Source organism: Streptomyces endophytica (assembly GCF_026153355.1).
GTDB lineage: Bacteria > Actinomycetota > Actinomycetes > Streptomycetales > Streptomycetaceae > Streptomyces > Streptomyces endophytica.
In genome coordinates this window covers 4,335,197-4,358,544 of the sequence record NZ_CP110636.1, presented here as the reverse complement: position 1 = coordinate 4,358,544, position 23,348 = coordinate 4,335,197, and the positions used below count along the sequence as shown (strand labels likewise).

The following is a 23,348-nucleotide window of genomic DNA, read 5'->3' as shown; positions in this document are numbered from 1 at the left end:
TGCCCCTGACAAGCGCTGAGCGGGAGTCTCCGGCGCGCCACCCCTCAAGCGCAAGAGGGCTTCACGCATGTCTCCGGCCGGAAACCCGGCCGACACGCGTCAACACCGCGCCCCGGCAGCGGAGTTGACGGCTGCCGGGGCGCGGGGTGCCCCTCGGTCGATGCGGGGACGGGGTCAGCGGACGGTGGGGTTCCGCTCCCCCGCGCGCAGCGCGATCGGCAGGGTGTTGCCGGGCGGCGGGAAGGGGCACAGGAAGTGGTCGGCGAGCGCGCACGGCGGCAGCACGATCCGGTTGAGGTCGACCGTGACGGTGCCGTCCTCGGCCGGCGCGGGCGGGCGCAGGAAGCGGAAGCGGTAGCTGTCGGTGCCGCTGGTGGCGTCGGCGAGCACCGCCCACAGCGAGCCGTCGCCCTCGACCGCGACCTGCAGGGTGTGCTCGTCCCCGTCGAGGCCGAAGGCGAGCTCCCCGGCCAGTCCCAGGCCCCGCCGCTGCCCGTCGGCGTTGCGCACCTGGATCGTGCGGCCCTGCGCGTACGGCCGGAAGAGGCCCGGCCGCACCCAGCGCTCGTCGTACTCGTACACGTCGATCCCGGCGAACGACCGGCGGGCCTCGGACCGCGGGTCGAAGTCGCGCACCGCCCACCGGCCGTCCCGGCGCAGCACCAGCAGGTGCCGCTCGCCGCACGTCACCCGCGTCGCCCCGGGGTCCGCGTCCGGGCCGAGCCGGGTCTCGCCGGCGGCCGGCTCACCGTCGACGGCGAGGCCGTCGTCCGGCCCGGCCCGCAGCACGAGCGCGTCGTCCTGCGCGGTCCAGTGGCCCGGCAGGCCCTCGATCCGGCCGTCGGGGTGGTCCGCCGGCCAGTGGGTGCCGGCCAGGGCGAGCGGGCCGTACGGCCCGGTGAGCGCGGCGCGGCGCCGCTCACGCCAGGCCTGCCACTCCTCGTGTGCGTCGGTGCTCATGCGGTGGGTCCCCTTCCTGCGGCGCGGCCGGGCTGCGACGGCAGCCCCAGGTGGGAGCGCAGCGTCGTGCCGGCGTATTCCGTGCGGAAGACCCCGCGCTCCTGAAGGAGGGTACCACCCGGTCGACGAACGGGTCGAGACCGCCCGGCGTCAGATGCGGCACCAGGATGAACCCGTCGGCCGCGTCGGTCTGCACGAAGGCGTCCATCTGCGCCGCGACGTCCTCCGGAGTGCCGATGAAGGACTGCCGGCCGGTGGTCTCGATCACCGTCTCGCGCAGGGACAGCCCCTTGGCGCGGGACAGCGCCCGCCACTTGTCGGCGATCGCCTTCGGGTCGGCGATCCTGACCCGGCCCTGGGCCAGCTCGCTGCCGGGGTCCGGATCGACGTCCGGCAGCGGGCCGTCGGGGTCGTACCCGGAGAGGTCCACGCCCCAGATCTGTTCCGCCGCGAGCAGCGCGTTCTGCGGGGAGACCTGCTGCCGGCGGATCTCGGCGGCGCGCTCCTGGGCCTCGGCGGCGGTGTCGCCGAGGACGAAGGTGACCCCCGGCATGATCGCGAGGTGGTCCGGCTGCCGGCCGTACGCCGCGAGCCGGCGTTTGACGTCGGCGTAGAAGGCCCGGCCGGCTTCGAGGCCGCTGTGCCGGGTGAAGACGACGTCCGCGGTGGCGGCGGCGAACTCCCGGCCCTCGGCGGAGTCCCCGGCCTGGATGATGACGGGATGGCCCTGCGGGCTGCGCGGCACGGTGAACTCGCCGCGGACGGTGAAGTGTTCCCCGCGGTGGTCGACCGGCCGGGGCGCTTCCCCGTCCGGCCAGGAATCCCACAACTCCCGTGCCACGGCGACGAATTCGGCCGCCCGGGTGTACCTGTCGGCGCGGTCGAGGTAGCCGCCGCGGCGGAAGTTCTCCCCGGTGAAGGCGTCGGAGGTGGTGACCACGTTCCAGGCCGCCCGGCCGCCGCTGAGGTGGTCGAGGGAGGCGAGCCGGCGGGCGAGTTCGTACGGCTCGTTGAAGGTGGCGCTGACGGTGGCGGCGAGTCCCAGGTGCTCGGTGACCGCCGCGAGGGCGCTCAGCACGGTGAGCGACTCGGGCCGGCCGACCACGTCGAGATCGTGGATCCGCCCCTTGTGCTCGCGGACCCGCAGCCCCTCGGCCAGGAAGAAGAAGTCGAACAGCCCGCGCTCGGCGGTGCGGGCGAGGTGTTCGAAGGAGGCGAAGTCGATCTGGCTGCCGGATCCCGGGACGGTCCAGACGGTGGTGTTGTTGACGCCGGGGAAGTGGGCGGCGAGACGGATCTGCTTGCGCGGGGTCGGTGCCGTCGGGGTCATGCGGTCTCCCTGGCGGGGGCGTAGCGGCTGGCCGGGCGGGGCAGGCCGAGGTGTTCGCGCAGCGTGGTGCCCGGGCGGCCGGGGCGCCGCAGCAGACCGCGCGCCCGGAGGACGGGGACGGTGGCCTCGACGAGCAGCGCGAGGTCCCGGCCGGGGTCGGCGGGGCGCAGGTGGAAGCCGTCGGCGGCGCCGGCCGCCCGCCAGTCCGCGATCAGGTCGGCGAGCCCGGCCCCGTCGGCCGGGTCGGCGAGTTCGACCGGCAGCGAGGCGAAGACCAGCAGCCGGCCGGGGTCGCGGTCGTGCGTGCGGGCGCGGTCGCGCAGCTCCTCGCGGACGGCCCGGGCGGTGGCCGGGTCCTCGACGCGGACCAGGGCGAGGTCGGCGTGGGCCGCGGCCACCGCGCGCGCCGGCTCCTCGGTGGCATCCACCGCGATGACCGGGCGGCCCTGCGGGGGCCGGGGCACGATCGAGGGGCCGCGGACGGAGAAGGTACGGCCGGTGAAGTCGACGTGGTGGAGCTTGTCCCGGTCGATGAACCGGCCGGTGGCGCGGTCGCGGATCTCCGCGTCGTCCTCCCAGCTGTCCCACAGCCGGCCGGCGACGTCGGCGACCTCGCCGGCCTCGGCCCAGACCTCCGCGGGCGGGGCGGCCGGCCGGCGGCCGAAGAGCGCGGCGTCGGCCTCGGTGGTGGAGACCTCGACGGCCCAGCCGGCCCGGCCGCGGCTGACCCAGTCCAGGGTGGCGACCGTGGTGGAGACGTGGAACGGCTCGGTGTGGGTGGTGGTGACGGTGGGGATCAGCCCGATCTGTTCGGTGGCCGGGGCGACCCGGGCGAGCACGGCCGCGGCGTCGAGGCCGGGGCGGCCGAAGCCGTCGCCGAGGGTCACGAAGGTGAGGCCGCCGCGCTCGGCGAGCCGGGTGAGCGCGACGACGTGCGCGGCGTCGTGGGCGGCGCGGCCGGACGGCTGCGGGGCGTCCAGCGCGACGGCCAGGTGCAGGGGGTGGGACATGGGGTTCCTTTCCGGTCCGGCGCCGGTCAGTTCGCGGTCCTGGGCAGGCCGGGCGGGTTGATCCGGGAGGATTTCAGTGCCTCGCCGGTGAGCCCCCAGCGCGCCAGCACCTTGCCGTAGCGGCCGTCGTCGATGACCTTCTGCAGCGCCGCCGCATAGGCCTTGACCAGTCCGCTGCCCTTCTTCGTGGTGGCGGCGATCTTGCCCTGGACGCTGCCGCCGCCGGAGAAGGTGCCGACGATCTCCGTCCGGCCGGCGGTGTTGACGTGGTACGCGGCGGTCGGGTTCGGCCCGAAGTAGCCGTCGATCCGGCCCGATTGGAGCGCGAGATAGGTGTCGGACGGCTTCTGGAAGTACTTGATGTCGACCGGCTCGCGGCCGGCCTTCTCGTTCTCCTTGCTCCAGTCGACCAGGATCTTCTCCTGGTTGGTGCCGCTGCCGACCGCGATGGTCCGGCCCGCGACGTCCTTGGGGCCGCGGACCTTCCAGCCGCTGCCCTTCTTCGCCTCCATGGCGAGCTGGTCGAGCCGGTAGGTGGCGAAGTCGTACTTGTCCTTGCGCTCCTCGGTGACGGTGACGTTGGCGAAGACCGCGTCGAGCTTGCCGCTGTCCAGGCCGACGAAGAGGTTCTCCCACGACAGCGGCTCGAAGCGGGGCTTGAGGCCGAGGGTGTCGGCGACGAGGGTGGCGAGGTCCTCCTCGACGCCGATGAGGGTCTTGTCGTCGGTGGCGTAGAAGCTCAGCGGCGGGCTGGACTCGGCGCCCACACCGATCCGCAGACCACCGGTCCGGCGCACCCGGGCGGGCACCAGCGCGGCGCTCTTCGGGTCCTTGACGCCGTGGACGCGGTGCTGGTCCGGGCCGATGTTGAGGGTGCTGCCGTGGGCGCCGGTGACGGTGTTCCCGGCGTCGCCGCCGCTGCCCGCGGCCGCGCCGCCGCAGGCGGTGAGCAGCACGGAGCCGGCGGCGAGGGTGAGGGCGGCGGTCAGGGTGCGGCGGTGCAACGGATGTCTCCTCATGTTCACAGGACCTTGGAAAGGAAGGACGTGGTGCGCGCATGGCGCGGGTGGTCGAGGACCTGGCCGGGCGGGCCCTGTTCGACGATCCGTCCGCCGTCCATGAAGACGACGGTGTCGGCGACCTCGCGGGCGAAGCCGATCTCATGGGTGACGACGATCATGGTGGTGCCCTGGCGCGCCAGGTCCTTGATGACGTCGAGGACCTCGCCGACCAGCTCCGGGTCGAGTGCGGAGGTCGGCTCGTCGAAGAGCAGCAGCTTCGGTTCGAGGGCGAGCGCCCGGGCGATGGCCACCCGCTGCTGCTGGCCGCCGGAGAGCTGCTTGGGGTAGGCGTCCGCCTTGTCGGCGAGCCCGACCCGGTCGAGCAGTGCCCGGGCGGCCGCCTCGGCGTCCTTCTTCGGGCGGCGCAGCGCGGAGACCGGGGCCTCGGTGATGTTGGCCAGCACGGTCAGGTGCGGGAAGAGGTGGAAGTTCTGGAAGACGAAGCCGATCCCGGTGCGCTGCTTGAGGATCTCGCGTTCCCGCAGCTCGTGGAGTTTGTTGCCGGAGCGCCGGTACCCGACCAGCGACCCGTCCACGCTCACCGAGCCGCTGTCGACCTTCTCCAGGTGGTTGATGGTGCGCAGCAGGGTGGACTTGCCGGAGCCGGACGGGCCGAGGACGACGGTGACCTCGCCGGCCCGGACGGTCAGGTCCACGCCCTTGAGGACCTGGAGCGGGCCGTAGCTCTTGTGGACCGAGCGGACGTCGACCATCGCGGTCTGCGTGCTCATCGGGTGGCTCCCTTGGCGAAGTGGCGTTCCACGTAGTGCTGGAGGACGGAGAGCACGGTGGTGAGGAGGACGTACCAGGCGGTGGCGACCATCAGCAGGGGCACGACCCGGCCGTTCCGTCCGTAGATGACCTGGACCTGGTAGAAGAGCTCGCCGATCGCCATGACGGAGACGATCGAGGTGCCCTTGAAGAGGGAGATGACCTCGTTGGTGGCGTTGGGCAGGATCGAGCGCGCCGCCTGCGGCAGCACGATGCGGCGCAGCTGCCGCAGCCGGGGGATGCCGAGCGCGGCAGCCGCCTCCAGCTGTCCGCCGTCCACCGCGAGCACCCCGCCGCGCACGATCTCGGCGGCGTACGCGGCCTGGTGCAGCGCCAGCCCCAGCACCGCCGCGCCCATCGCCCCGACCAGGCCCATGGTGTCGAAGTGGAAGAAGCCGGGCCCGAAGGGGATGCCGAAGTCCAGCCGCTTGTAGAGGTAGGCGAGGTTGAACCAGAACAGCAGCTGGACGATGAGCGGGATGGAGCGGAAGGCCCAGATGTAGCCGAAGGCGACCCAGCGCAGGAAGGGGCTGGCGGACAGCCGCATGAAGGCCAGCACGATGCCCAGGGCGAAGCCGAGGGCGGTGCCGTAGACGGTCAGCTGGAGGGTGATCCAGACCGCCTTGAGGACCGTCTCCGCGGTGAAGAACTGGGCGAACACCGGCCATTCCCATGCCGGGTTGGTGACCAGTCCGTGCGCGAACTGCGCGAGCAGCACGGCGGTCACCGCGATCGCGGCCCAGCGCCAGGGGTGACGTACGGGGACGACCTCCAGGGCGGCCGGATCGTCGGCGGCCGGTGGTCCGGCCCGCTCGGTGGCGGTCCGCCGGGCGGCGGGTGGGTCAGTGGTCAAGGGCATGGGTGTCCTCGGGGGTGGGTGCGGTGCCGGAGGCGGGGACGGGGGTGGGGACGGGGGCGGGCCGGTCGGCCCGGTCGCGGAGGAAGGCGAGCAGCACCCGAGCGGTGGCGTCGTTCTGCCGGAAGGCGGGGGCGTTGGTCCGGGGCCGGGAGAACGCGCCGCCGGCCCGGGCGTCGGTGTGCGGGCCGAGGGCGAACAGCCGCGGGTGGTGGGGGCCGCTCCCTGTGCGTGGGGGTCCCCCGGTCGAGCGCAGCCGAGAGTGGGGGAGGAGCCGAGAACCAGGGGGAGGCCGGCCCGGTCCAGGATCCGGCCGTCGGCGGGGTCGACCGCCAGCAGCCCGGCCGGGGTCGCGGCCGCGCCCTCGGCGTACAGGGAACGCAGCAGGGTGTCGCGGGTGTGCGCCACGGTCGGCTCCGGCAGCCGGGCCTCAACCAGCGCCCGGGCCGTGACCGACTCCCCCGGCACGCTGGGGCTCTCGGCGCGGAACACCCCGCGCCGCTCGTCGGCGGTGACGGTGGTGTCCGCGCCGAGGAAGCGCACCACACCGGCCCGGGAGAGCGCGAGCAGCTGGCGCAGCCGCGGCCCCGGCGGGCCGGAGGCGAGGTAGCTGAAGAAGCCGTGCCACCAGGGCCCGCGGTCGCCGAGCCGCACCAGCTGGCCGTAGACCGACAGCAGCGCGAGGAAGACCGCGAGGTCGGGGCTGTGCGCGGGGTCGTGGCGGCGGGCGAGGTCGGCCTCGATGTAGCCGCGCAGTCCTTCCTGCAGCGCCTCGGCGTCGGGGTAGCGCAGACCGGCCAGCGGATGGTCCAGCGCCCGCAGGTCGAGCCGGTCGGCGGGGTCCGGGACGGCCGCGCCGACCAGGGCCTGGAGGGCGGCGCTGCCCGGGTCGGCGGCGGCGTACTTCTCCTCGAAGTCGGGCCAGGCCATCCGGGTGCGGTCGGCGTGCGCGGTGAACAGCCGGTGGTAGTGGGCGAAGCCCAGCTCCTTGTCGATCAGCGGCCAGACGTCGCGCCGGAAGTCGATGCCGTCCTTCCCGGCCCGGGCGAGCAGCTCGTCCACCTGCGGGGGCCCGAAGAACCGCGGCAGCGGCGGCCGTTCACCGCTCGGCGGGTAGCCGATCTTGGAGTGGTACGGGACGCCGCGCCGCGAGCCGACGTACAGGACGGGCTCGCGCCCCGAGGGCCGGTAGGTCAGCCGCCCGTCGGCGCCGGTGGTGTACGTACCGCCGCGGCCCTCGGTCAGCAGCACCATCAGGTCGATGAAGGCCAGCCCGAAGCCGCGCACCAGCACCGGTTCACCGGGCCCGAGGACGCTCAGATCGCTGTCGGCCGTGAAGGCGGGCGGCAGGTGCGTCAGTCCGTGCCGGGCCGCGAATTCGGCCAACTCGGCCTGTTCGGACGGGAGTTCGGCGTCGAGGTGGCCGAGGGCGAGGACGACGAGGTCGGCCGGCAGCGGGGCCGGGCGGCCGGCCAGCCACACCTGTTGCCGGCCGTCGCGCGAGCCGGAGACCCGTACGGCGGTGCCCCGGTGCTCGTGGACGGTGACGGTGGGCGGCAGCGCGGCCACCGACCGCTCGTACACCCAGCGCAGATACGCGCCCTGCTGCTGCCGGCTCAGGAACGCCTGCCCGCCGGCCCCGGTCCACTCGGCGAGGGTGGGCCCGGGCCGGACCGGGCCCGCCTGCTCCACCGTCTCGTCGGTGAACATGGTGACGTCCTCGGCCATCGAGTTCATCCACAGCAGCGGCGACTGGTCGTGGCGCCAGATGCGGCCGCCGCCGGGCGGGTGCGGATCGACGAGGTGGATGTCCAGGGGCCGGTCGCCGTACAGCTCGGGGAGGTTGGCGGCCAGCCGCTCCAGGACGCCGGTTCCGCGCGGGCCGGCCCCGACGATGACGAGCGAGGCGTTCACCGGGCACCTGCCGTACCGCGGGCGTAGTGCCGCTCGACGAAGAACTGGCCGGCGCCGAGCACGGAGGTGACCACGATGTACCAGAGGGTGGCGACCAGCAGCAGCGGGATGACCTGGTAGGTGCGGTGGTAGACCAGCTGCACGGAGTACAGCAGGTCCTGGACGGCGATGACGCTGACGATGGAGGTGCCTTTGAGGGTGCCGATCAGCATGTTGCCGGCCGGTGGCACGATCGCCCGCATGGCCTGCGGCAGCACGATCCGGCGCAGCCGCCGCCAGGCCCCCAGCCCCAGCGACTGGGCCGCCTCCAGCTGCCCCTTGTCGACCGACAGGATGCCGCCGCGGACCACTTCGGCGGCGTAGGCGGCCTCGTGCAGGGTCAGCCCGATGACCGCGATGGCGACCGGGCCGAGCAGGTCGACGGTCTTGATGCCGAGGATCGTCGGGTAGAGCGCCCCGATGTTGAACCAGAACAGCAGCTGCACCAGGATCGGCATCGACCGGAAGAGCCAGACGTAGCCCCAACTGACGCCGCGCAGCACGGGGTTGTCCGACAGCCGCATGGCCGCGAGCAGCGTGCCCAGCGCGAAGCCGAGCACCATGACGGCCACGGTCAGCCAGAGCGTCAGCCCCAGGCCGCGCAGGACGGCGGTGGTGAGGAAGTAGTCGGCGACCACGTCCCATTGGAAGGCGTCGTTGCGGACGACGGAGACGAGGGCCAGCGCCAGCAGGGCGAGGACGACGGCGGCCGCGGCCCGCCGGCCGGTGCGCCGGCGCGGCACGATCCGCGGCGCGGCGGGGTCCGGGGCGTCGGGTGGCGCCGCGACGGGTGGGGCCGGGGCGTCGAGGGTGTCGGAAACGGGGTCGACCAAAGGCATGGCGAAGGCTCCGTGGATGCCGAGAGCGAGCACGGGCTCCGGCGCCTTCACACGAACGAGCGGGTCGCGCCCCTCAGCACGACCGGCTCTTGAGGCTATGGCGTCAACACGCCTGGTTGTCAAGGCCGTCCGCACTGTGAGCCGTGGATCACTCGGCGGTTGACGCGGAAACGGATGCCTGTTCCACTTGTTGGCATGTACGCATGGCAGCGGCTGGTCACCCGCGACCACATCGACTTCGGTCGTGTGTGGTCGTCGTCCTGTTGAGCTGACCCCCTGCCCCGCGGCCCGTCGCCGATAAGGCCGGGCCCCTTCCGCGGTTCTCCTTCCTCTCCCGCCGCGCGCCTTCACACTTCACGCCGCTCCTTCGGCGACCCCTCCCCTCGCTCCGCCTTCTTCGCCGTTCCTCCCTCCCCTCCCCGGAGCCTCCCTTCTCCCTTCTCTCTTCTCGCTTTCCTTCCTCTCCTCCCCCTCCCCTCCGTCCCGCTCGCAGAAGGGCGCGGTATGCGCTTCGGCGTCATGACTCTGATCGACAACGTCCCGGACGCACTGTCCGGACACCTCCTCACCCCACACGACCGGCTCCGCGAGGTCGTCGAACTCGCCGTACTGACAGAGGAGTTGGGATTCGACGCCTTCGGTGTCGGGGAGCGGCACGGGGCGCCGTTCCTGTCCAGCTCGCCGCCCGCGGTACTGGGCGCGATCGCCGCCCGGACCCACCGGATCCGGCTGTTCACCACCGTCACCGTGCTGTCCACCCTCGACCCGGTACGCGTCGCGGAGGACTACGCCACCGTCGACCAGCTCTCCGGCGGCCGGCTGGAGCTGACCATCGGCAAGGGCAACGCGCCCGAGCCCTGGCACCTCTTCCACCGCGATCCGGGCGACCAGTACGCGCTCCAGGAGGAGAACTACGAACTGCTGCGCCGGCTGTGGAGCGAGGATCGGGTCACCTGGTCGGGCCGGTTCCGGCCGCCGCTGAAGAACGCCACGGTGCTGCCCCGCCCGTTCCGGCGGCCGCCCACCATCTGGCACGGCAGCGCCACCAGCGAGCGTTCGGTGGAGCTGGCGGCCCTGTGGGGCGATCCGGTCTTCGCGGCCAACGTCATCCAGCCGGTGGCCGCCTACGCCAAGCTGATCGACCACTACCGGGCACGCTGGGCGGACTACGGGCACGATCCGGCGGCCGCGCTGGTCGCCTCGGGCGGCACGCTCTACGCGGCGGCCGACGACCGCACCGCCCGCCGGGAGTTCGCGCCGTACTACGAGGCGGCGGTCGCCGCGCGCGACGTACCCGGCAACAACACCCCGTTCCGCACCCTGGACGACGCCGCCGACCACGGTCCGGCACTGGTCGGTTCGCCCGCGCGGATCGCCGGCAAGATCCTCTCGCAGCACGTGGCCTACGGCCATGCGCTGCAGTTCTTCTCCGTGGACAGCGCCGGGCTGCCGTTCGCCCGCAAGGCCGAGGTGCTGCGGCTGACCGCCGCCGAGGTACTCCCCCAGCTGCGCCACGAGCTGCCCGACCCGCTGCCCTGGCCGTCGCCCGCACCGGCCGCGCCGCCGGAGCCGGCCGTGGAGGCGGCCCGATGGCCACCACGCCCCGGCCGCGGCCGGCAGCCCGACTGACGGTCCGTCACACCACCGTCGGCGACCCTCCCCCAGCCTCCGGCCGGGGGCACCCCCAGCCCGCCCGCTGCTGGACGAGCTGACCCACGAATACAGCACGCGCTACCAGAAGCCGGTCGACCTCGGCCTGGAGTACCCGGCGGAGGAGTTCGTCCCGCCCGGCGGCACGTTCCTGCTGCTCCTCGCGGACGGCGAGCCGGTGGCCGGCGGCGCCTACCGCCGCCTCGACGCCCGGACCGCCGAATTCAAAAGGATCTGGACGCACTCCGCGCACCGCCGGCGCGGACTGGCTGGGGGCGCCCCCGGACGAAGTCCGGGGGAGGGTCCTCGACCTCCTGGAGGAGAACGCCGCGGCCCGCGGCTACACCCGTGTCCACCTGACGACCGGCCCCCGCCAGCCCGAGGCCAAGGGCCTCTACCTCGCCGCGGGCTACCGGCCACTGTTCGACCTGTCCGCCGACCCGGAGTCGATCGGCCCGCTGCCGTTCGAGAAGCACCTGGAGACCCCGCGCCCATGACCACCACCACGCCCCGCACCCCCGCACTGCGCGCCACGGCGCTGCTGGCCACCGCGGTCCTGGCGCTCACCGCCTGCGGCTCGGGCGACCCGTCGGACGGCACCGGCGCCACCGGACCGGCCGCCGCGCAGGCCAAGATCCCCACCACCGACGTGGTCTCCGGCGTCACGAAGGACCCGGCCGCGGCGAAACTGCTGCCCGCCGACGTCCGCGAGCGCGGCACCCTCGCGCTCGCCGCCAGTGTCGGCACCCCGCCCGGCGCCACCTACCTGCCCGACGGCACGACTCTCGCCGGCGAGGACATCGACTTCGCGGACGCGGTCGGCAAGGCCCTCGGGCTGCGGATCCACCGCGAGGTGGCGAGCTTCGAGGCGATCCTGCCGGCCCTCGGCAGCGGCAAGTACGACGTGGGCACCGGCAACTTCGGCGTCACCGACGAGCGCCGCAGGACCATCGACTTCGTCACGTACATCAACGACGGCCAGGGCTTCGCGGCCCGCAAGGACAGCCCGCTGAAGAAGGTCACCTCGCTGAAGCAGCTGTGCGGACTGACCGTCGCCACCGGCGCGGGCACCACCTTCGAGGCGACGCTGGAGCAGAACCGGCACCTGTGCACCGAGGCCGGCCGGAAGCCGTACGACGTCAAGACCTTCGCCGAGCAGGGGGCGCTGTGGATCTCGCTCCAGCAGGGCCGCAGCGACGTGGTGATGAGCACGATCAACGGGCTGCGGTACGCCGTCAAGCAGCAGCCCGGCCTGACGTTCCTCAACGAGTTCAAACGGCTCGACGTCGGCTTCGCGTTCAAGAAGGGCACCCCGCTGGCGCCCGCCTTCCGGGCCGCGGTCAACCATCTGAAGAAGGACGGCACCTACGACCGGATCCTGCAGAAGTGGGGCACCGGGCCCTCGGCGATCAAAACGTCGCAGATCAGCCCGCCGGAAATCAAGTAGTCCGGGTGGATCAGGCCCCGGCACGGGCCGGCCACTTGCCGCCACGACACGATCGGGTACCGACCGTTACGCTCTTCATACAGTCAGTTTCCTTATAGGGCGCGGAAGCTGATGGCGCGCCACCCTCTTTGCACCAGATGTGTCACGAACCCCCCGTGCGGCCGCTATCCACTTGGCACTCCCTCGGCCTGATGGACGACGATAGGGGCAGGAACACACACAGACCACGGGTGAGAGGAGGCGTCAATGGGATCGGTGCGCAAGGCGAGTGCTTGGCTTGGCCTCGTCGACGACGGTGATGACGAGCGCTACTACGACGACGACTACGCCGAGGGACCCGATGCCGCCGGCCCGGGTGGCAACCCCTGGGTGACCGACCCCCGGGTCCGGGTGGCCGACGAGGCCGCCCAGGACCAGGGCACCCGCATCGCCACGGTCACCCCGGAGAGCTTCCGGGACGCCCGTGGCATCGGCGAGCTGTTCCGGGAGGGCGTCCCGGTGATCGTCAACCTGACGTCCATGGAGTCCGCCGACGCCAAGCGGGTCGTCGACTTCGCGGCCGGCCTCACCTTCGGCCTGCGCGGTTCCATCGAGCGGGTCGCCACCCGGGTCTTCCTGCTCACCCCCGCCGACTACCGGGTGCTCAGCGGCGAGACCCACGACCACCGCAACGGCGGTTTCTTCAACCAGAGTTAGGGGCGGGGCCGCTCACCGGGGGCGCCGTGCGCCGCCGGCCTCCGCTCACCGGAAGGCGTCCAGCCCGGTGAGCGCCTTGCCCAGCACCAGCTGGTGCATCTCGACGGTGCCCTCGTAGGTGAGCACCGATTCGAGGTTGGTCGCATGCCGCATGACGGGGTACTCCAGCGAGATCCCGTTGGCGCCGAGGATCGTCCGGGACGTGCGGCAGATCTCGATCGCCTCCCGGACGTTGTTCAGCTTGCCGAAGCTGATCTGCTCGGGGCGCAGCCGCCCCGCGTCCATCCGCAGCCCCAGGTGGTGGGCGAGCAGGATCCCCTTGTGCAGTTCGACGGCCATGTCGGCGAGCTTGGCCTGGGTCAGCTGGAAGCCGCCGATCGGCTTGCCGAACTGCTCCCGGGTCCGGGCGTACTCCAGCGCCGCCTCGAAGCTGGCGCGGGCGGCGCCCATCGAGCCCCAGACGATGCCGTAGCGGGCGTGGCTCAGACAGCCGAGCGGGCCGCGCAGACCGGTGACGCCGGGGAGCACCGCGTCGGCCGGCAGCCGCACCTCGTCCATGACGAGTTCGCTGGTCACCGAGGCGCGCAGGGACCACTTGTGCTTGATCTCGGGGGCCGAGAAGCCCGGGGCGTCGGTGGGCACGACGAAGCCGCGGATGCCGTCGTCGGTCCGGGCCCACACCACCGCGACGCCGGCCACCGAGCCGTTGGTGATCCACATCTTGCGGCCGGTCAGCACCCAGTCGTCGCCGTCCCGCTTGGCGTACGTGCGCATCGCGGCCGGGTCGGAGCCGTGGTCCGGCTCGGTCAGGCCGAAGCAGCCGATGGTCTCGCCGGCCGCCATCCCGGGCAGCCACTGCTGCTTCTGCTCCTCGGAGCCGAAGCGCCAGATCGCGTACATGGCGAGCGAGCCCTGGACGGAGACCAGCGAGCGGATGCCGGAGTCGGCGGCCTCCAGTTCCAGGCAGGCCAGGCCGTACTGGACGGCGGAGGCGCCGGCGCAGCCGTAGCCGGTGAGGGACATGCCGAGGGCGCCGATCGCGCCGAGTTCCCTGGCCAGTTCGCGGATACCGGGGAGTTCGCCCGCCTCGTACCACTCCGCGATGTGCGGCAGGACGCGGTCAGCAGCCCATTGGCGGACGGTCCCGCGGACCGCGCGGTCCTCGTCGGTGAGCAGGTCGTCGATGCCCAGCGGGTCGCCCGGGTCGAACGGCGGAACTGTCGAAGAAGCTGAGGAAGCTGGCTTGGCTGACATGGCGGGCCTCCGGCGGGTTCAGCGCGCGACTAAAACTAGCAGTGGTAGTTATGCAGCGCGTCCGACGGTACGGCCCGCGGTGCCGCGCGGCAAGGGCCGGCGCCGCGCGGCGGTACGGAAAGCGGGAGGTCCGGGGAGCTCAGCGGCCGGAGCCGGCCGGAGCGGGCTTGCCGGTGCCGCGCCCGGCGCCCGCCGGGGCACCCTCCGCGGTGCCGGTGTCGCCCTCGGCCCGCTCGGTGGTCTCCGCGGCCCGGCGCGGCAGCCGCAGCGCGATGCCGGCACCGACCAGCAGCAGCACGGCGCTGGCGACGAGGGTGATGTGCAGCCCACGGACGAAGGAGTCGCGGGCGGCGATCCGCAGCGCCTCCTTGGCGCTCTCGCCCAGGCCCGCGGCGACCTTGTACGCCTCGCCCAGGGAGTGCGCGGCGGACCCGGACGTCTTCGCGGAGACCCCGTCGACATGTGTCAGACCGGGGGCGTAGGCGGCGTTCATGACGCTGCCCAGCAGCGCGACGCCGATCCCGGCACCGAGCTGGTAGGAGGTCTCGCCGATGGCCGCGGCGCCGCCCGACTGCTCGGCCGGGGCCTCGCTGAGCATCGATTCGTAGGCGCCGAACAGCGTGGACTGGAAGCCGAAGCCGAGCAGCACGAAGCCGCCGGACAGCAGCCACGGGCGGTCCTGGCTGCTCATCGCGGTCAGGCAGAGCACCGCGACGGCGGTGAGCACGAAGCCGAGCGAGACCATCGCCCGCGGACCGAGGGCCTGCAGCAGCTTCGAGCCGGTGAGGCCGGCGGCCATCGCGGCGAACACCAGGGGCAGCATCCGCAGCCCGGTCTCCAGGGGGCTGAGCCCCAGGACCAGTTGGAGGTACTGGACGGCGATCAGCTGGAGGCCGACCAGCGCGAGCATGGCCAGCACGATGCAGCCGACGGAGGTGCCGAACGCCGGCCGGGCGAACAGCCGCATGTCGATCAGCGGGTGCGCGAGCCGGCGCTGGCGCCGTACGAAGAGCAGCAGCAGGGCGATGCCGAGCACGATGGGCAGGAGCGTGGTCGGTCCCACGATCGCCGCGCCGCTGCCGATCCGCTTGACGCCGAGCACGATGCCCAGCACGCCGAGCGCCGCGACGACCGCGCCGATCACGTCCCAGGGACCGTTGCGCTCACCGCGCGACTCCGGCAGCAGCCACCGTCCTATCAGGAACATCGCCGCCATCATCGGGATGTTGATCAGGAAGACCGAGCCCCACCAGAAGTTCTCGACGAGGAAGCCGCCGAGGACCGGGCCGACCGCGGCGCCGACCGCGGCCACCGCGCTCCACACGCCGATGGCGACCGCACGCTCCCGCCGGTCGGGGAAGACCTGCCGGAGGATCGAGAGCGTCGCGGGCATGATCATCGCGCCGCCGATGCCGAGCAGGGCGCGCGCCGTCATCAGGATCTGCGGGTTGGGGGCGAGCGCGGCGACGGCCGAGGCCAGACCGAAGAGGCCGTAACCGAGCAGGAGGATGCGGCGGCGGCCGACGCGGTCGCCGAGCGTACCGAAGAGGATCAGCAACGAGGCCGCGATCAGCGGGTAGATGTCGACGATCCAGAGCAGCTCGACCGGTCCCGGCCGCAGGTCCTCGGTGACCGAGGGCACGGCCACGTAGAGGATCGTGGTGTCCAGCGCGACGAAGAGCAGGCTGACGCAGAGCACGATCAGCACGGTCCAGCGGTTCACACCGCCGCCTGGAAGCCGGGGAACACCAGCCGTCCGTCCCTTGCCGGACGCGGTCGTCCCGGACATGCAGCACCTCCAGTCAAGCTCTCGCGGCCACGGATCAGGGCGCGAAAAACGCCCCGGGGGAACCGGCGGCACGGGCGAGTAGAGACGTCAGACTACGCGAGTCCTCAAGGGTGCCGCGTGGCTCACCTCACGATGAGACGCTCATCGCAGCACCGGACGTTCCCCCTCCGCCCGTCGCCCGGCATTTCCGGAGACCTGGATAATCGTCCAGATGAACGATCTTGCCTCGGCCGCGGTTCCCGGCCGGACCGCTCGGGACGGCGCCGCCGTGGTCGCCGCGCTGCGCCGGGCCGCGCCCGCGCTGGCGGCGTACGCCGCGGTCCGGCTGCTCGGGCTGCTGGTGCTCGGCGTCTGGTCGGCCGCGAACGGCAAGGACTGGCACACCCTGCTCACCGCCCGCTGGGACTCGCTCTGGTACACCCGCGTCGCCGAGCAGGGCTACGGCTACAGCGTCCAACTGGCCAACGGCGACGTGCACTCCAACCTGGCGTTCTTCCCGCTGCTGCCGTGGCTGGAGCGCGGCCTGTCGGCGCTCACGCCGCTGTCGGCCGCGGACGCCGGGATGGCGGTGGCCTGGTCGGCGTCACTGGCCGCGGCCTGGGCGCTGTACGCGACCGGCGAGCGGCTGCACGGGCCGCGGGCCGGGATCGCGCTGGCGGCGCTGTGGGCCGCGCTGCCGGTCGGGATCGTGCAGTCGATGGCGTACTCGGAGTCGCTGTTCACCGCGCTCGCGGCCTGGGGCGTGTATGCGGTCCTGACCGGGCGCTGGGTGACCGCGGGGGTGCTGGCGTCGCTGGCCGGGCTGACCCGGCCGGTGGGTGCGGCGGTGGTCGCCGCGGTGTGGGTCACCGCGGCGGTGCCCCTGTGGCACGAGCGGGCTGCGGGCGTACGGCTGCGCGCGGCGCTCCGCTCCCACCCCGGCATGGCGGCCGGCGTGCTGCTCGCGCCGCTCGGCTGGTGCGGCTACTTCGTATGGGTGGGAATCCGCGAGGGCTCGGTCACCGGCTATCTGGACGTCCAGGGCGGCTGGGGCAACGGCTTCGACGGCGGCGTCGCGTTCGCCGGGTTCATCGGGCAGCAGCCCTTCGCGGCCGGTCTCGGACTGCTGGCCGGCGTCGGACTGGTGATCTGGCTGTACGTCCACGGGGTGCGGCGCGGCCAGCCGCTGCCGCTGGCGGTCTACGGCGGGCTGGTGCTGCTGCTGGCCCTGACCGCCAAGGGCTACTTCGGATCCAAGCCGCGGCTGATGATGCCGGCCTACCCGCTGCTGCTGCCCCCGGCGGCGGTGCTCGCCCGGTGGCGGCCGGCCTGGTCCTGGCTGGTCATCGGGGTGGTGGCGGCGGGGGCCGCGGTCTACGGGGCGTTCTGGCTGAACGGATCGGGCCCGCCGTGACCCGGCCGCGGCCACAAAGATCAACTTCTTCCGGCCGGCGGCCGGATGATCCTCTTCCGTGATCGCGGCCGCGAGGAAACATCATCCAACGCCCCAGTAAATAGCCGATAAACTCCCTTCGGGGAAAAGCAGATAAGGCGCTCGACGGACCGACACGCGGACGCCCGGAAGCGATTGGGAATCCATCGGAATTCCCTTCCAAATCCCGCCGCCGAAGCCCCGATTGAGACCCATTCCACATCACATCGTCATTACAAAGCGCACAGTTTGACCAAGCGCCTACATCACAGGCGGTAACGTCGATTGAGTGCGTACCGATGAGAAGAAGCTCGACCAGATGGAGGAGCGCCCGACCGATCGCGCCCGACCACCCCAGATGACCCGGACCCGCCTGTGGCTGTTCGGCGGCACGCTGGCGGTGTACGCGGCGATCGTGGTCGGAGTGCTGACCACCTCCTGGCTGGTCACCTTCGACTGGCAGGTCATGTTCTTCAGGCCGTACAAGCAATGGCCTGCGATCCACGCCTTCCTCGACTACTTCGTGGTGCTCGGCCAGCGCGGCCCGACCGCGGTGGCGGTGGCGGCCTGGCTGGGCTGGCGCTGCTGGCGCCAGCGCAACCTCCACCCGCTGCTGGTGCTCGGCGCCTCACTGCTGCTGCTGAACATCACGGTGGGCGCCGCGAAGCTGGGCATGGGGCGGCTCGGTCCGCACTACGCGACGACGGTCGGCGCCAACGAGATGTGGCTGGGCGGCGACATATTCCCCTCGGGTCACACCGCGAACGCCGTGGTCACCTGGGGCGTGCTGGCCTATCTGGCGACCACCCCGCTGCGCCGCCGCACGCTGTCGGTGATCGCCGCGCTGGGCGCGCTGGGCGTCGGCATGACGACCGTCTACCTCGGCACCCACTGGGTCAGTGACGTGCTGCTCGGCTGGGCCGCCGGCGTGCTGGTGCTGCTGACGATGCCCTGGCTGGAACCCGGCATCACCTGGGTCGAGGACCGCATCATGGGCATCCTGCTGCGGCTGTGGCTGCGGCTGCGCCCCGATTCGCTGCGCGGCCCGCTGCCGGCCGGCTCGCTGGCTCCCGGTCTCTCCCGGCAGCGCCTCGCCCCGGACGGCGAGGTGCTGGTCCGCGAGACCATCGGCGCCACCACGGGCGGCCGCCCGGCCACCCGCGCCCCGGACGGCGGCTGGCCGCACCACGCGTCGCGCCCGTACACCATCCGGTCGGAGCGCACCCCGGCGAATCCCGCGGGCAGCCGGCGACCGCCGCACGCGGACCGCGTCCCGCGCACGACCCCGCTCGGCCCGACGTCCGTGCGCGGCCGCAACACCGGCGGCTGACCGCCCCACCAGCGGCGGGGCCGGTACGCACACACCCCCGCCCCGCATCGAAGGCCCCGGCCGCTCCTCCGAGCGGCCGGGGCCTTCGTCGTCGTCCCGTCGTTTCGTTGTCGTTCCGCCCGACGTGCCGGGGCGTCGTGCCGCCGGCGCTCAGCCCGGCCAGCAGCGGTGCACCACGTCGTCCTTGACCTCGAAGTTCAGCCGGCCGGCGACGTACTCCATGGTGATCACCGTGCCGGGCGGCAGCGCGCGGACGGTGCTCCAGCCGCGCCCCCGGGCCCGCTCCTCGGCGTCCTGCTGCGCCAGACCGACATAGGTCCGGACGTCGTCCTCGGGATTGGTCGGAAAGTCGGGTACGTCACTCATGACAGCCACCGTAGGCGCCCGTCCCGGGCCCGCGGAAGGGCCGTCCGTCGCACACCCCGGTGACTTTCCGGTCCGGCATTGGTCACACTTGTGTCACAGCCGGCGTTCCGGCGTTTGCCGGATCTTCCGTCACCCGTACGCGCCGGGTGACGGCGCAACCGGGTGGAAAAATAAAACCGGCTGAATTCCGCCGTGATCGGATACGAAACGGACACGGCCGCTCCGGGCACCGGGCAACACCGGCCGGAAATTAATCCACGGTCCGCACCGGATTCCCGCTTATCGGACGCCCATTCCCGGCCGCCGGGAAATTGGCGGACGCACCACACTCCACACACATTTCCCGCACATCGCACCGCGACGGCGCGGCCGGCCGGGCAGCGGGGACGGCGGGCCGGCCGGGACGGCGCGGGCGGGCCTGGGCGGGTATGGCCGGGTATGCGGAAGCCCGGCCGGCGTCCCCGCCGACCGGGCCGGCGCGCCTCGGGCTCCCTCCGCCCGCGTCCGGCTCAGTCCGCGTCCGGACCGGCGACCCGTACGGCCAGGTCGTTGTCGAGCGTGTAATACGGGCCGATGCGGAGCTGCGCCGCGGCCGAGGCCACCGGCAGCGCCGGGTAGCTGAAGACCTGCTTCTTGTCGGCGACGTCATCGAGGAGCCGGGCGATCCGGACCGGCCGGGCGCCCTCGGCGGGGCGCAGCCACAGGTCCCAGGGCTCGGTGCCGTGCGCCCAGCGGGTGGCCAGCTCCTCGTAGGGCAGCGTGAAGCAGAACTCCGCACCGTTGACGGTCAGCGGGACGGTGACGGGCGCCGGGGCCGTCTCCGGGGAGCCGGCGGCGCGCCGGGCGCGGGCCTCGGCCAGGGCGCCGGCGGCCGGGGCGGCGCCGTAGAGCCGCCCGGAGACCGTCATACCGTCCGGCGTGACGAGGATGTCCCCGGCCTCGGCGTGCGGCCCGCGCAGCCAGCTGCGCAGCGCGAGGTTGCCGAGCTTGGTCGCGTACGGGATGCGGACCCCGAGCCGGCCGATGCCGGCCAGCGGACGGCGGTCCACCAGCGACCGCAGGTCGTTGACGCCGGGCTGCAGGCGCCGCGGCGCGCCGCCGTCGCCGAGGTCGGCGTAGGCGTTCCAGCGGCCCTCGGCGAGCGCGACGGTGCTGGGCAGCACGGCCCGCAGCCGGCCGGCGCCGTTCGGGCCGAGCGGCAGCCGGACCTCGTCGTCCGCGCCGTCGCCGCCGCGCCGCCGCAGCACCAGCGCCGCGCTCCAGGAGGGCGCGGCGTCCTGCGGGGCGGTCAGGTCGAAGGTGAGGCCGCCGGCGGAGTCCGCGATGCAGTCGGCCCGCAGCTCGGCGGGCGCGGCCGTGCCGTCCGCCCGCTTCCGCCGCCCGGCCCGCCGTTCGCGTCCGTCGGGTGCCGCGCCGCTCACGGCAGTGGCTTCCTGATCGATGGCGGCCGACTCCTTCGTCTCGTCTCCGGTCCAGGTCAACTGGCGCGACGCGGTCATGCCGTGCGCACCCCTCCCAGCGCGGCGCGGGCCGCGTCCTTGGTGGCGTAGGCACCGCTGAGCAGCGCTCCCCGGGCGCGGTGCAGACCGCCGTGCAGCCGACTGGCGCGCCGGCGCGCCAGCAGTTCGCCGAAGAGCGCCTCGTGGCGTGCGGCGATCCGGGCGGGGTCGAAGCGGGCGGACGCGGCGAGGGCGGCGGTGCCCATCCGGCGGCGGGCGGCGTCGTCGCCGATCAGCGTCAGCAGCGCGCCGGCCATCGCCTCCGGGTCGCCGACCGGCACCAGCCGGCCGTCCACCCCGTCGGCGATGATCTCGCCGGGGCCGTGCGGGCAGTCCGTGGCGACGACCGGCAGTCCGCACCGCATCGCCTCGACGATCGTCATGCCGAACGCCTCCATGCTGGAGGAGACCGCGGCGATCGAGCCCTTGGCCCACTCGGCCTCCAGGGGATGGGCCGGGCCCATCAGGAAGACGTGGTTGTACAGCCCGAGTTCGTCGATCAGCGACCGCAGCGCGGCCTTCTCGGCCCCGCCGCCGTAGATCCGCAGCCGCCAGTCCGGGCGCTCGGCGGCGACCCGGGCGAAGGCCCGGATCAGGACGTCGTAGCGCTTGACGGGGGCGAGCCGGCCGGCCGCGACGACGACCTTTCCGGTGCCGTCGGCGGGCGGCAGCGCGGGCGCGGGCACGCCGTTGGGCACCGCCTCGACGCGTACGCCCGGCAGCCGCAGCCTGCGGCGGTAGGCGCGGGCGTCGGCCTCCGTGACGGTGGTGACCGCGTCCAGCCGTGGATAGGCCCCGCGCAGCGCCAGTTTGAGCGCCCGGCTGTGGGTGTCGAGGGTCAGATGTTCCTGGCCGATACGCACCGGGCCGCGCCGCGTCTGCCGGGCGAGGTGCACGTTCAGCCCGGGCCGGGTGCCGACCACCACATCGGCCTCGATCCGGCGCAGATGCTGGGCTATTCGCCGGTCGGTGAGCTCGCTGTACTGGTCGTAGCGGCGCTCCGCGGCCGGGAAGACCTTCGCGGGCCGGGCGTGCGCCGGGTCGTCGCCGTCGAAGCCGGGCCCGGATTCCCTGAGATCGACGAGGTGCCGCAGCGCGACCCGCGGTCCGGGGTCGAAGACGGGGGCGTCACGGTGGCGCAGGACGGACACGATCTCGACGTCGTGCTGCTCGGCGAGCGTACGCGCCAGCGTGCACGTCGTACGGATCGTCCCCCCGATGCCGTAGGCGTTGTGTATCAGGAATGAGATGTGCATCGTCCCTGTGTCCCCATGGTCTTCCGGTCGTCCCGCTCTCCTCGCGGTCGCCGCGCGCACCCCTCCCCCGCGCAAGGCATCCCTTCTCTGAACGCGAAGACCGCACAAGCTGGTTCCGGGTTGGGGACTTTGGCCAAGATGTGCCGAAAAAGTTAGGCCATCGGTAGCGGTGGGACGGAACCCCGCCGCCGGAAATCCCGTCGGGCCCGGCCGGGTTGGCGCACTACGGCGTGGCGGCGGCGGACCGCCGGACTCCGCCGCCCGCGTGTCGGTCATTCTCCGCCGCGGCGGCCCCCGGATTCTGTCCGGATCCGGCCCGGGCTCCACCTTGCCGGAGTGCCGGCCCAACCGGAAGCCTGTACGGGGCCGTTGCGGCGCCCGGCGTCCGACGCCGGGGCACGGTGGGGCACTTCGTCTGCTCGAACGGGGGAGCAGCCGAACCGCGACGGTCCGGCCCGCACCGGGGGAGGTGCCCGGGCCGCCGAGGAGGTACCGGTGAGGATCAGACGATGGGGCACGGCGGTGGCGGCCGCGTTACTGGCGGTCGGCGGCCTCGTGGTGGCAGGCCCGGCGAGCGCCGCCGACCAGGACGGCGGCGCATCCGCACCCCGGCCCCCCTCGGGCCACTGGGCCCGGTACGACACCTTCTCCCGCTCCCTCGCCGGCCGGACCGAGTGCCGCGCCGCCGGCGAGGCCGGCCGCCGCCAGGGCCGTTGGCCCGCCTACTCCTGCGACTCCGGCGTCTTCACGACCTACTTGGCGGTCTGGGTGCCCTGAGACGGCGGGCCGGCGGTCTGCGGCCCTTGAGACGCGGAACCGGCCGGCGCGGCCCCCGGTGGCGCCACACCGCCGGGCCGGTCCCCTTGAGGCGGCGGACCGCCCGTCGGAACCGCAGGTGGCACCGTGCCGCCCGCCACGGCCCCCTGAGGCGGCGCAGAACCATCCGTGGCGACCGCTTGAGGCGGCGTGGAACCGACCGGCTCGGTCTGCGGAGGCAACGGGCCGACCGGCTTGGTCGCCGTTGGCACCACCTCGACCGTCTTGGCCACCGGAGGCACGCTGTCGACCGTCTCGGCCACCGGTGGCACCACACCGTTGTCGTTCCCGCTCGGTGTCACCGGAGCGGGGCCGGTGGGCTGCCGGACCGGAACGGTTACCGCGGTTCCCGGGATCCGCAGCGTGAGGCCGGCCTTCAGCCGGCGCGGATCGGCGCCCAGGGCCGTGCGGTTGGCCTTGTAGAGCGCCCGCCAGCCGCCCTTGACGTGCAGGCTGCGGGCGATCTTGCCCAGCGTGTCACCGCGCCGGACGACATAGGTCCGGTCTTCGCTGATCAGCCCGTAGCGCCTGGCGCAGACCGGCCAGGCGCCCCAGCCCTGCGCGGCCTGCACCTTCTTCGCGACATGGATCTGCTCCTTGCGGCTCGCGAGGTCGGCCCGCCGCGCGAAGGCCAGCCCGCCGAACGCCTCCCACGTGGGCTGCCAGAACTGCAGCCCGCCGTAGAAGGTGTTGCCGGTGTTGATGTGCCAGTCGCCGCTGCTCTCGCACTCGGCGAGGCATGCCCAGGGCCAGTCGTTGCCGGCACAGGCGTGCCGGGCCCGCACCGAGGCGGGCGCGCCGCCGTCGTCGTAGGGGACCTCGGCGGCGGCACCGGGCGGGCACAGGCCGAGGACGAGGGCGGCGGCCGCCGCGGTGAGCCTCCCGACGGTTCCCACGACACGCCGTGCGGCCGAAGAGTTGTCCGACATAGCCGGTGACGGTAAGCAGGCACCCCCGGCCGGCTCGCGCGCCGCGCCCGCGAAGCCCCGCTCCCACCCGCTCCGGTGTACGGAACGCCGCCGACTGCGCCATGCGTTGCGCAGAGCATGTCCGT

18 protein-coding genes and 3 pseudogenes are annotated in these 23,348 nt (G+C 73.3%); 7 read left to right on the top strand and 14 right to left on the bottom strand.

Annotation, left to right across the window (positions count from 1 at the left end; translation table 11 throughout):
- Window positions 1-174: 174 nt before the first annotated feature.
- From OJ254_RS19445 to OJ254_RS19410, 8 genes and pseudogenes are all read right to left on the bottom strand, one after another.
- Window positions 175-960: a DUF1684 domain-containing protein gene (locus tag OJ254_RS19445; RefSeq protein WP_265363337.1), complete on the bottom strand. Its 786-nt coding sequence runs from the start codon at window positions 958-960 to the stop codon at window positions 175-177.
- Window positions 957-2,290, bottom strand: a pseudogene (locus OJ254_RS19440) (NtaA/DmoA family FMN-dependent monooxygenase). Before OJ254_RS19440 ends, OJ254_RS19445 begins: the two are co-directional and overlap by 4 nt.
- Complete coding sequence (locus OJ254_RS19435) at window positions 2,287-3,300, bottom strand: LLM class flavin-dependent oxidoreductase (protein WP_265363336.1); 1,014 nt, start codon at window positions 3,298-3,300, stop codon at window positions 2,287-2,289. Before OJ254_RS19435 ends, OJ254_RS19440 begins: the two are co-directional and overlap by 4 nt.
- Window positions 3,301-3,326: 26 nt before the next feature.
- The gene (locus tag OJ254_RS19430; protein WP_265363335.1) at window positions 3,327-4,319 is read right to left on the bottom strand and encodes an ABC transporter substrate-binding protein; all 993 of its coding nucleotides are present in this window, start codon (window positions 4,317-4,319) and stop codon (window positions 3,327-3,329) included.
- A 2-nt stretch (window positions 4,320-4,321) separates the two neighbouring features.
- Window positions 4,322-5,092: an amino acid ABC transporter ATP-binding protein gene (locus tag OJ254_RS19425; protein ID WP_279351194.1), complete on the bottom strand. Its 771-nt coding sequence runs from the start codon at window positions 5,090-5,092 to the stop codon at window positions 4,322-4,324.
- Window positions 5,089-5,991 (bottom strand): amino acid ABC transporter permease, encoded by a 903-nt coding sequence (locus OJ254_RS19420; RefSeq protein WP_265363334.1) that lies wholly within the window; start codon window positions 5,989-5,991, stop codon window positions 5,089-5,091. The genes OJ254_RS19425 and OJ254_RS19420 overlap by 4 nt, the downstream gene beginning before the upstream one ends.
- A pseudogene (locus tag OJ254_RS19415) lies at window positions 5,975-7,902 on the bottom strand (FAD/NAD(P)-binding protein). The gene OJ254_RS19420 and the pseudogene OJ254_RS19415 overlap by 17 nt, the downstream one beginning before the upstream one ends.
- The gene (locus tag OJ254_RS19410; RefSeq protein WP_265363333.1) at window positions 7,899-8,780 is read right to left on the bottom strand and encodes an amino acid ABC transporter permease; all 882 of its coding nucleotides are present in this window, start codon (window positions 8,778-8,780) and stop codon (window positions 7,899-7,901) included. The pseudogene OJ254_RS19415 and the gene OJ254_RS19410 overlap by 4 nt, the downstream one beginning before the upstream one ends.
- 504 nt (window positions 8,781-9,284) lie before the next feature.
- Between OJ254_RS19410 and OJ254_RS19405 the strand changes: the two genes are divergently transcribed.
- The 4 genes and pseudogenes from OJ254_RS19405 to OJ254_RS19390 all read left to right on the top strand — a co-directional run bounded on the left by OJ254_RS19405 (window position 9,285) and on the right by OJ254_RS19390 (window position 12,573).
- Window positions 9,285-10,409, top strand: coding sequence for an LLM class flavin-dependent oxidoreductase (locus OJ254_RS19405; protein ID WP_265363332.1), 1,125 nt, complete (start codon window positions 9,285-9,287; stop codon window positions 10,407-10,409).
- A 67-nt stretch (window positions 10,410-10,476) separates the two neighbouring features.
- A pseudogene (locus OJ254_RS31890) lies at window positions 10,477-10,927 on the top strand (GNAT family N-acetyltransferase).
- The gene (locus tag OJ254_RS19395) at window positions 10,924-11,877 is read left to right on the top strand and encodes an ABC transporter substrate-binding protein (protein ID WP_265363331.1); all 954 of its coding nucleotides are present in this window, start codon (window positions 10,924-10,926) and stop codon (window positions 11,875-11,877) included. Before OJ254_RS31890 ends, OJ254_RS19395 begins: the two are co-directional and overlap by 4 nt.
- Window positions 11,878-12,123: 246 nt before the next feature.
- The gene (locus OJ254_RS19390) at window positions 12,124-12,573 is read left to right on the top strand and encodes a cell division protein SepF (protein ID WP_261952294.1); all 450 of its coding nucleotides are present in this window, start codon (window positions 12,124-12,126) and stop codon (window positions 12,571-12,573) included.
- A gap of 45 nt (window positions 12,574-12,618) precedes the next feature.
- Here the strand turns inward: OJ254_RS19390 and OJ254_RS19385 are convergent, their stop codons facing one another.
- Window positions 12,619-13,827: an acyl-CoA dehydrogenase family protein gene (locus OJ254_RS19385; protein WP_265363330.1), complete on the bottom strand. Its 1,209-nt coding sequence runs from the start codon at window positions 13,825-13,827 to the stop codon at window positions 12,619-12,621.
- 139 nt (window positions 13,828-13,966) lie between these two features.
- The gene (locus OJ254_RS19380; RefSeq protein WP_265363329.1) at window positions 13,967-15,616 is read right to left on the bottom strand and encodes an MFS transporter; all 1,650 of its coding nucleotides are present in this window, start codon (window positions 15,614-15,616) and stop codon (window positions 13,967-13,969) included.
- A 211-nt stretch (window positions 15,617-15,827) separates the two neighbouring features.
- On the opposite strand from OJ254_RS19380, the gene OJ254_RS19375 reads away from it, so the two are divergent.
- Window positions 15,828-17,009: a hypothetical protein gene (locus tag OJ254_RS19375; protein ID WP_265363328.1), complete on the top strand. Its 1,182-nt coding sequence runs from the start codon at window positions 15,828-15,830 to the stop codon at window positions 17,007-17,009.
- 307 nt (window positions 17,010-17,316) lie between these two features.
- Window positions 17,317-18,357 carry a phosphatase PAP2 family protein gene (locus tag OJ254_RS19370; protein ID WP_265363327.1) on the top strand — a complete coding sequence of 347 codons (1,041 nt, stop codon included), beginning with the start codon at window positions 17,317-17,319 and terminating at the stop codon, window positions 18,355-18,357.
- A gap of 150 nt (window positions 18,358-18,507) precedes the next feature.
- Here OJ254_RS19370 and OJ254_RS19365 read toward each other — a convergent pair whose 3' ends face one another.
- From OJ254_RS19365 to OJ254_RS19355, 3 genes are all read right to left on the bottom strand, one after another.
- Window positions 18,508-18,723 carry an I78 family peptidase inhibitor gene (locus OJ254_RS19365; protein WP_265363326.1) on the bottom strand — a complete coding sequence of 72 codons (216 nt, stop codon included), beginning with the start codon at window positions 18,721-18,723 and terminating at the stop codon, window positions 18,508-18,510.
- A 509-nt stretch (window positions 18,724-19,232) separates the two neighbouring features.
- Window positions 19,233-20,222: a hypothetical protein gene (locus OJ254_RS19360; RefSeq protein WP_265363325.1), complete on the bottom strand. Its 990-nt coding sequence runs from the start codon at window positions 20,220-20,222 to the stop codon at window positions 19,233-19,235.
- Window positions 20,219-21,478: a glycosyltransferase family 4 protein gene (locus OJ254_RS19355; protein ID WP_265363324.1), complete on the bottom strand. Its 1,260-nt coding sequence runs from the start codon at window positions 21,476-21,478 to the stop codon at window positions 20,219-20,221. Before OJ254_RS19355 ends, OJ254_RS19360 begins: the two co-directional genes overlap by 4 nt.
- A 495-nt stretch (window positions 21,479-21,973) precedes the next feature.
- Here OJ254_RS19355 and OJ254_RS19350 point away from each other — a divergent pair, with 495 nt between their 5' ends.
- Window positions 21,974-22,255, top strand: coding sequence for a hypothetical protein (locus OJ254_RS19350; protein WP_265363323.1), 282 nt, complete (start codon window positions 21,974-21,976; stop codon window positions 22,253-22,255).
- Here the strand turns inward: OJ254_RS19350 and OJ254_RS31100 are convergent.
- The gene (locus OJ254_RS31100; RefSeq protein ID WP_341483626.1) at window positions 22,231-23,190 is read right to left on the bottom strand and encodes a LysM peptidoglycan-binding domain-containing protein; all 960 of its coding nucleotides are present in this window, start codon (window positions 23,188-23,190) and stop codon (window positions 22,231-22,233) included. The genes OJ254_RS19350 and OJ254_RS31100 overlap by 25 nt on opposite strands.
- Window positions 23,191-23,348: the final 158 nt, after the last annotated feature.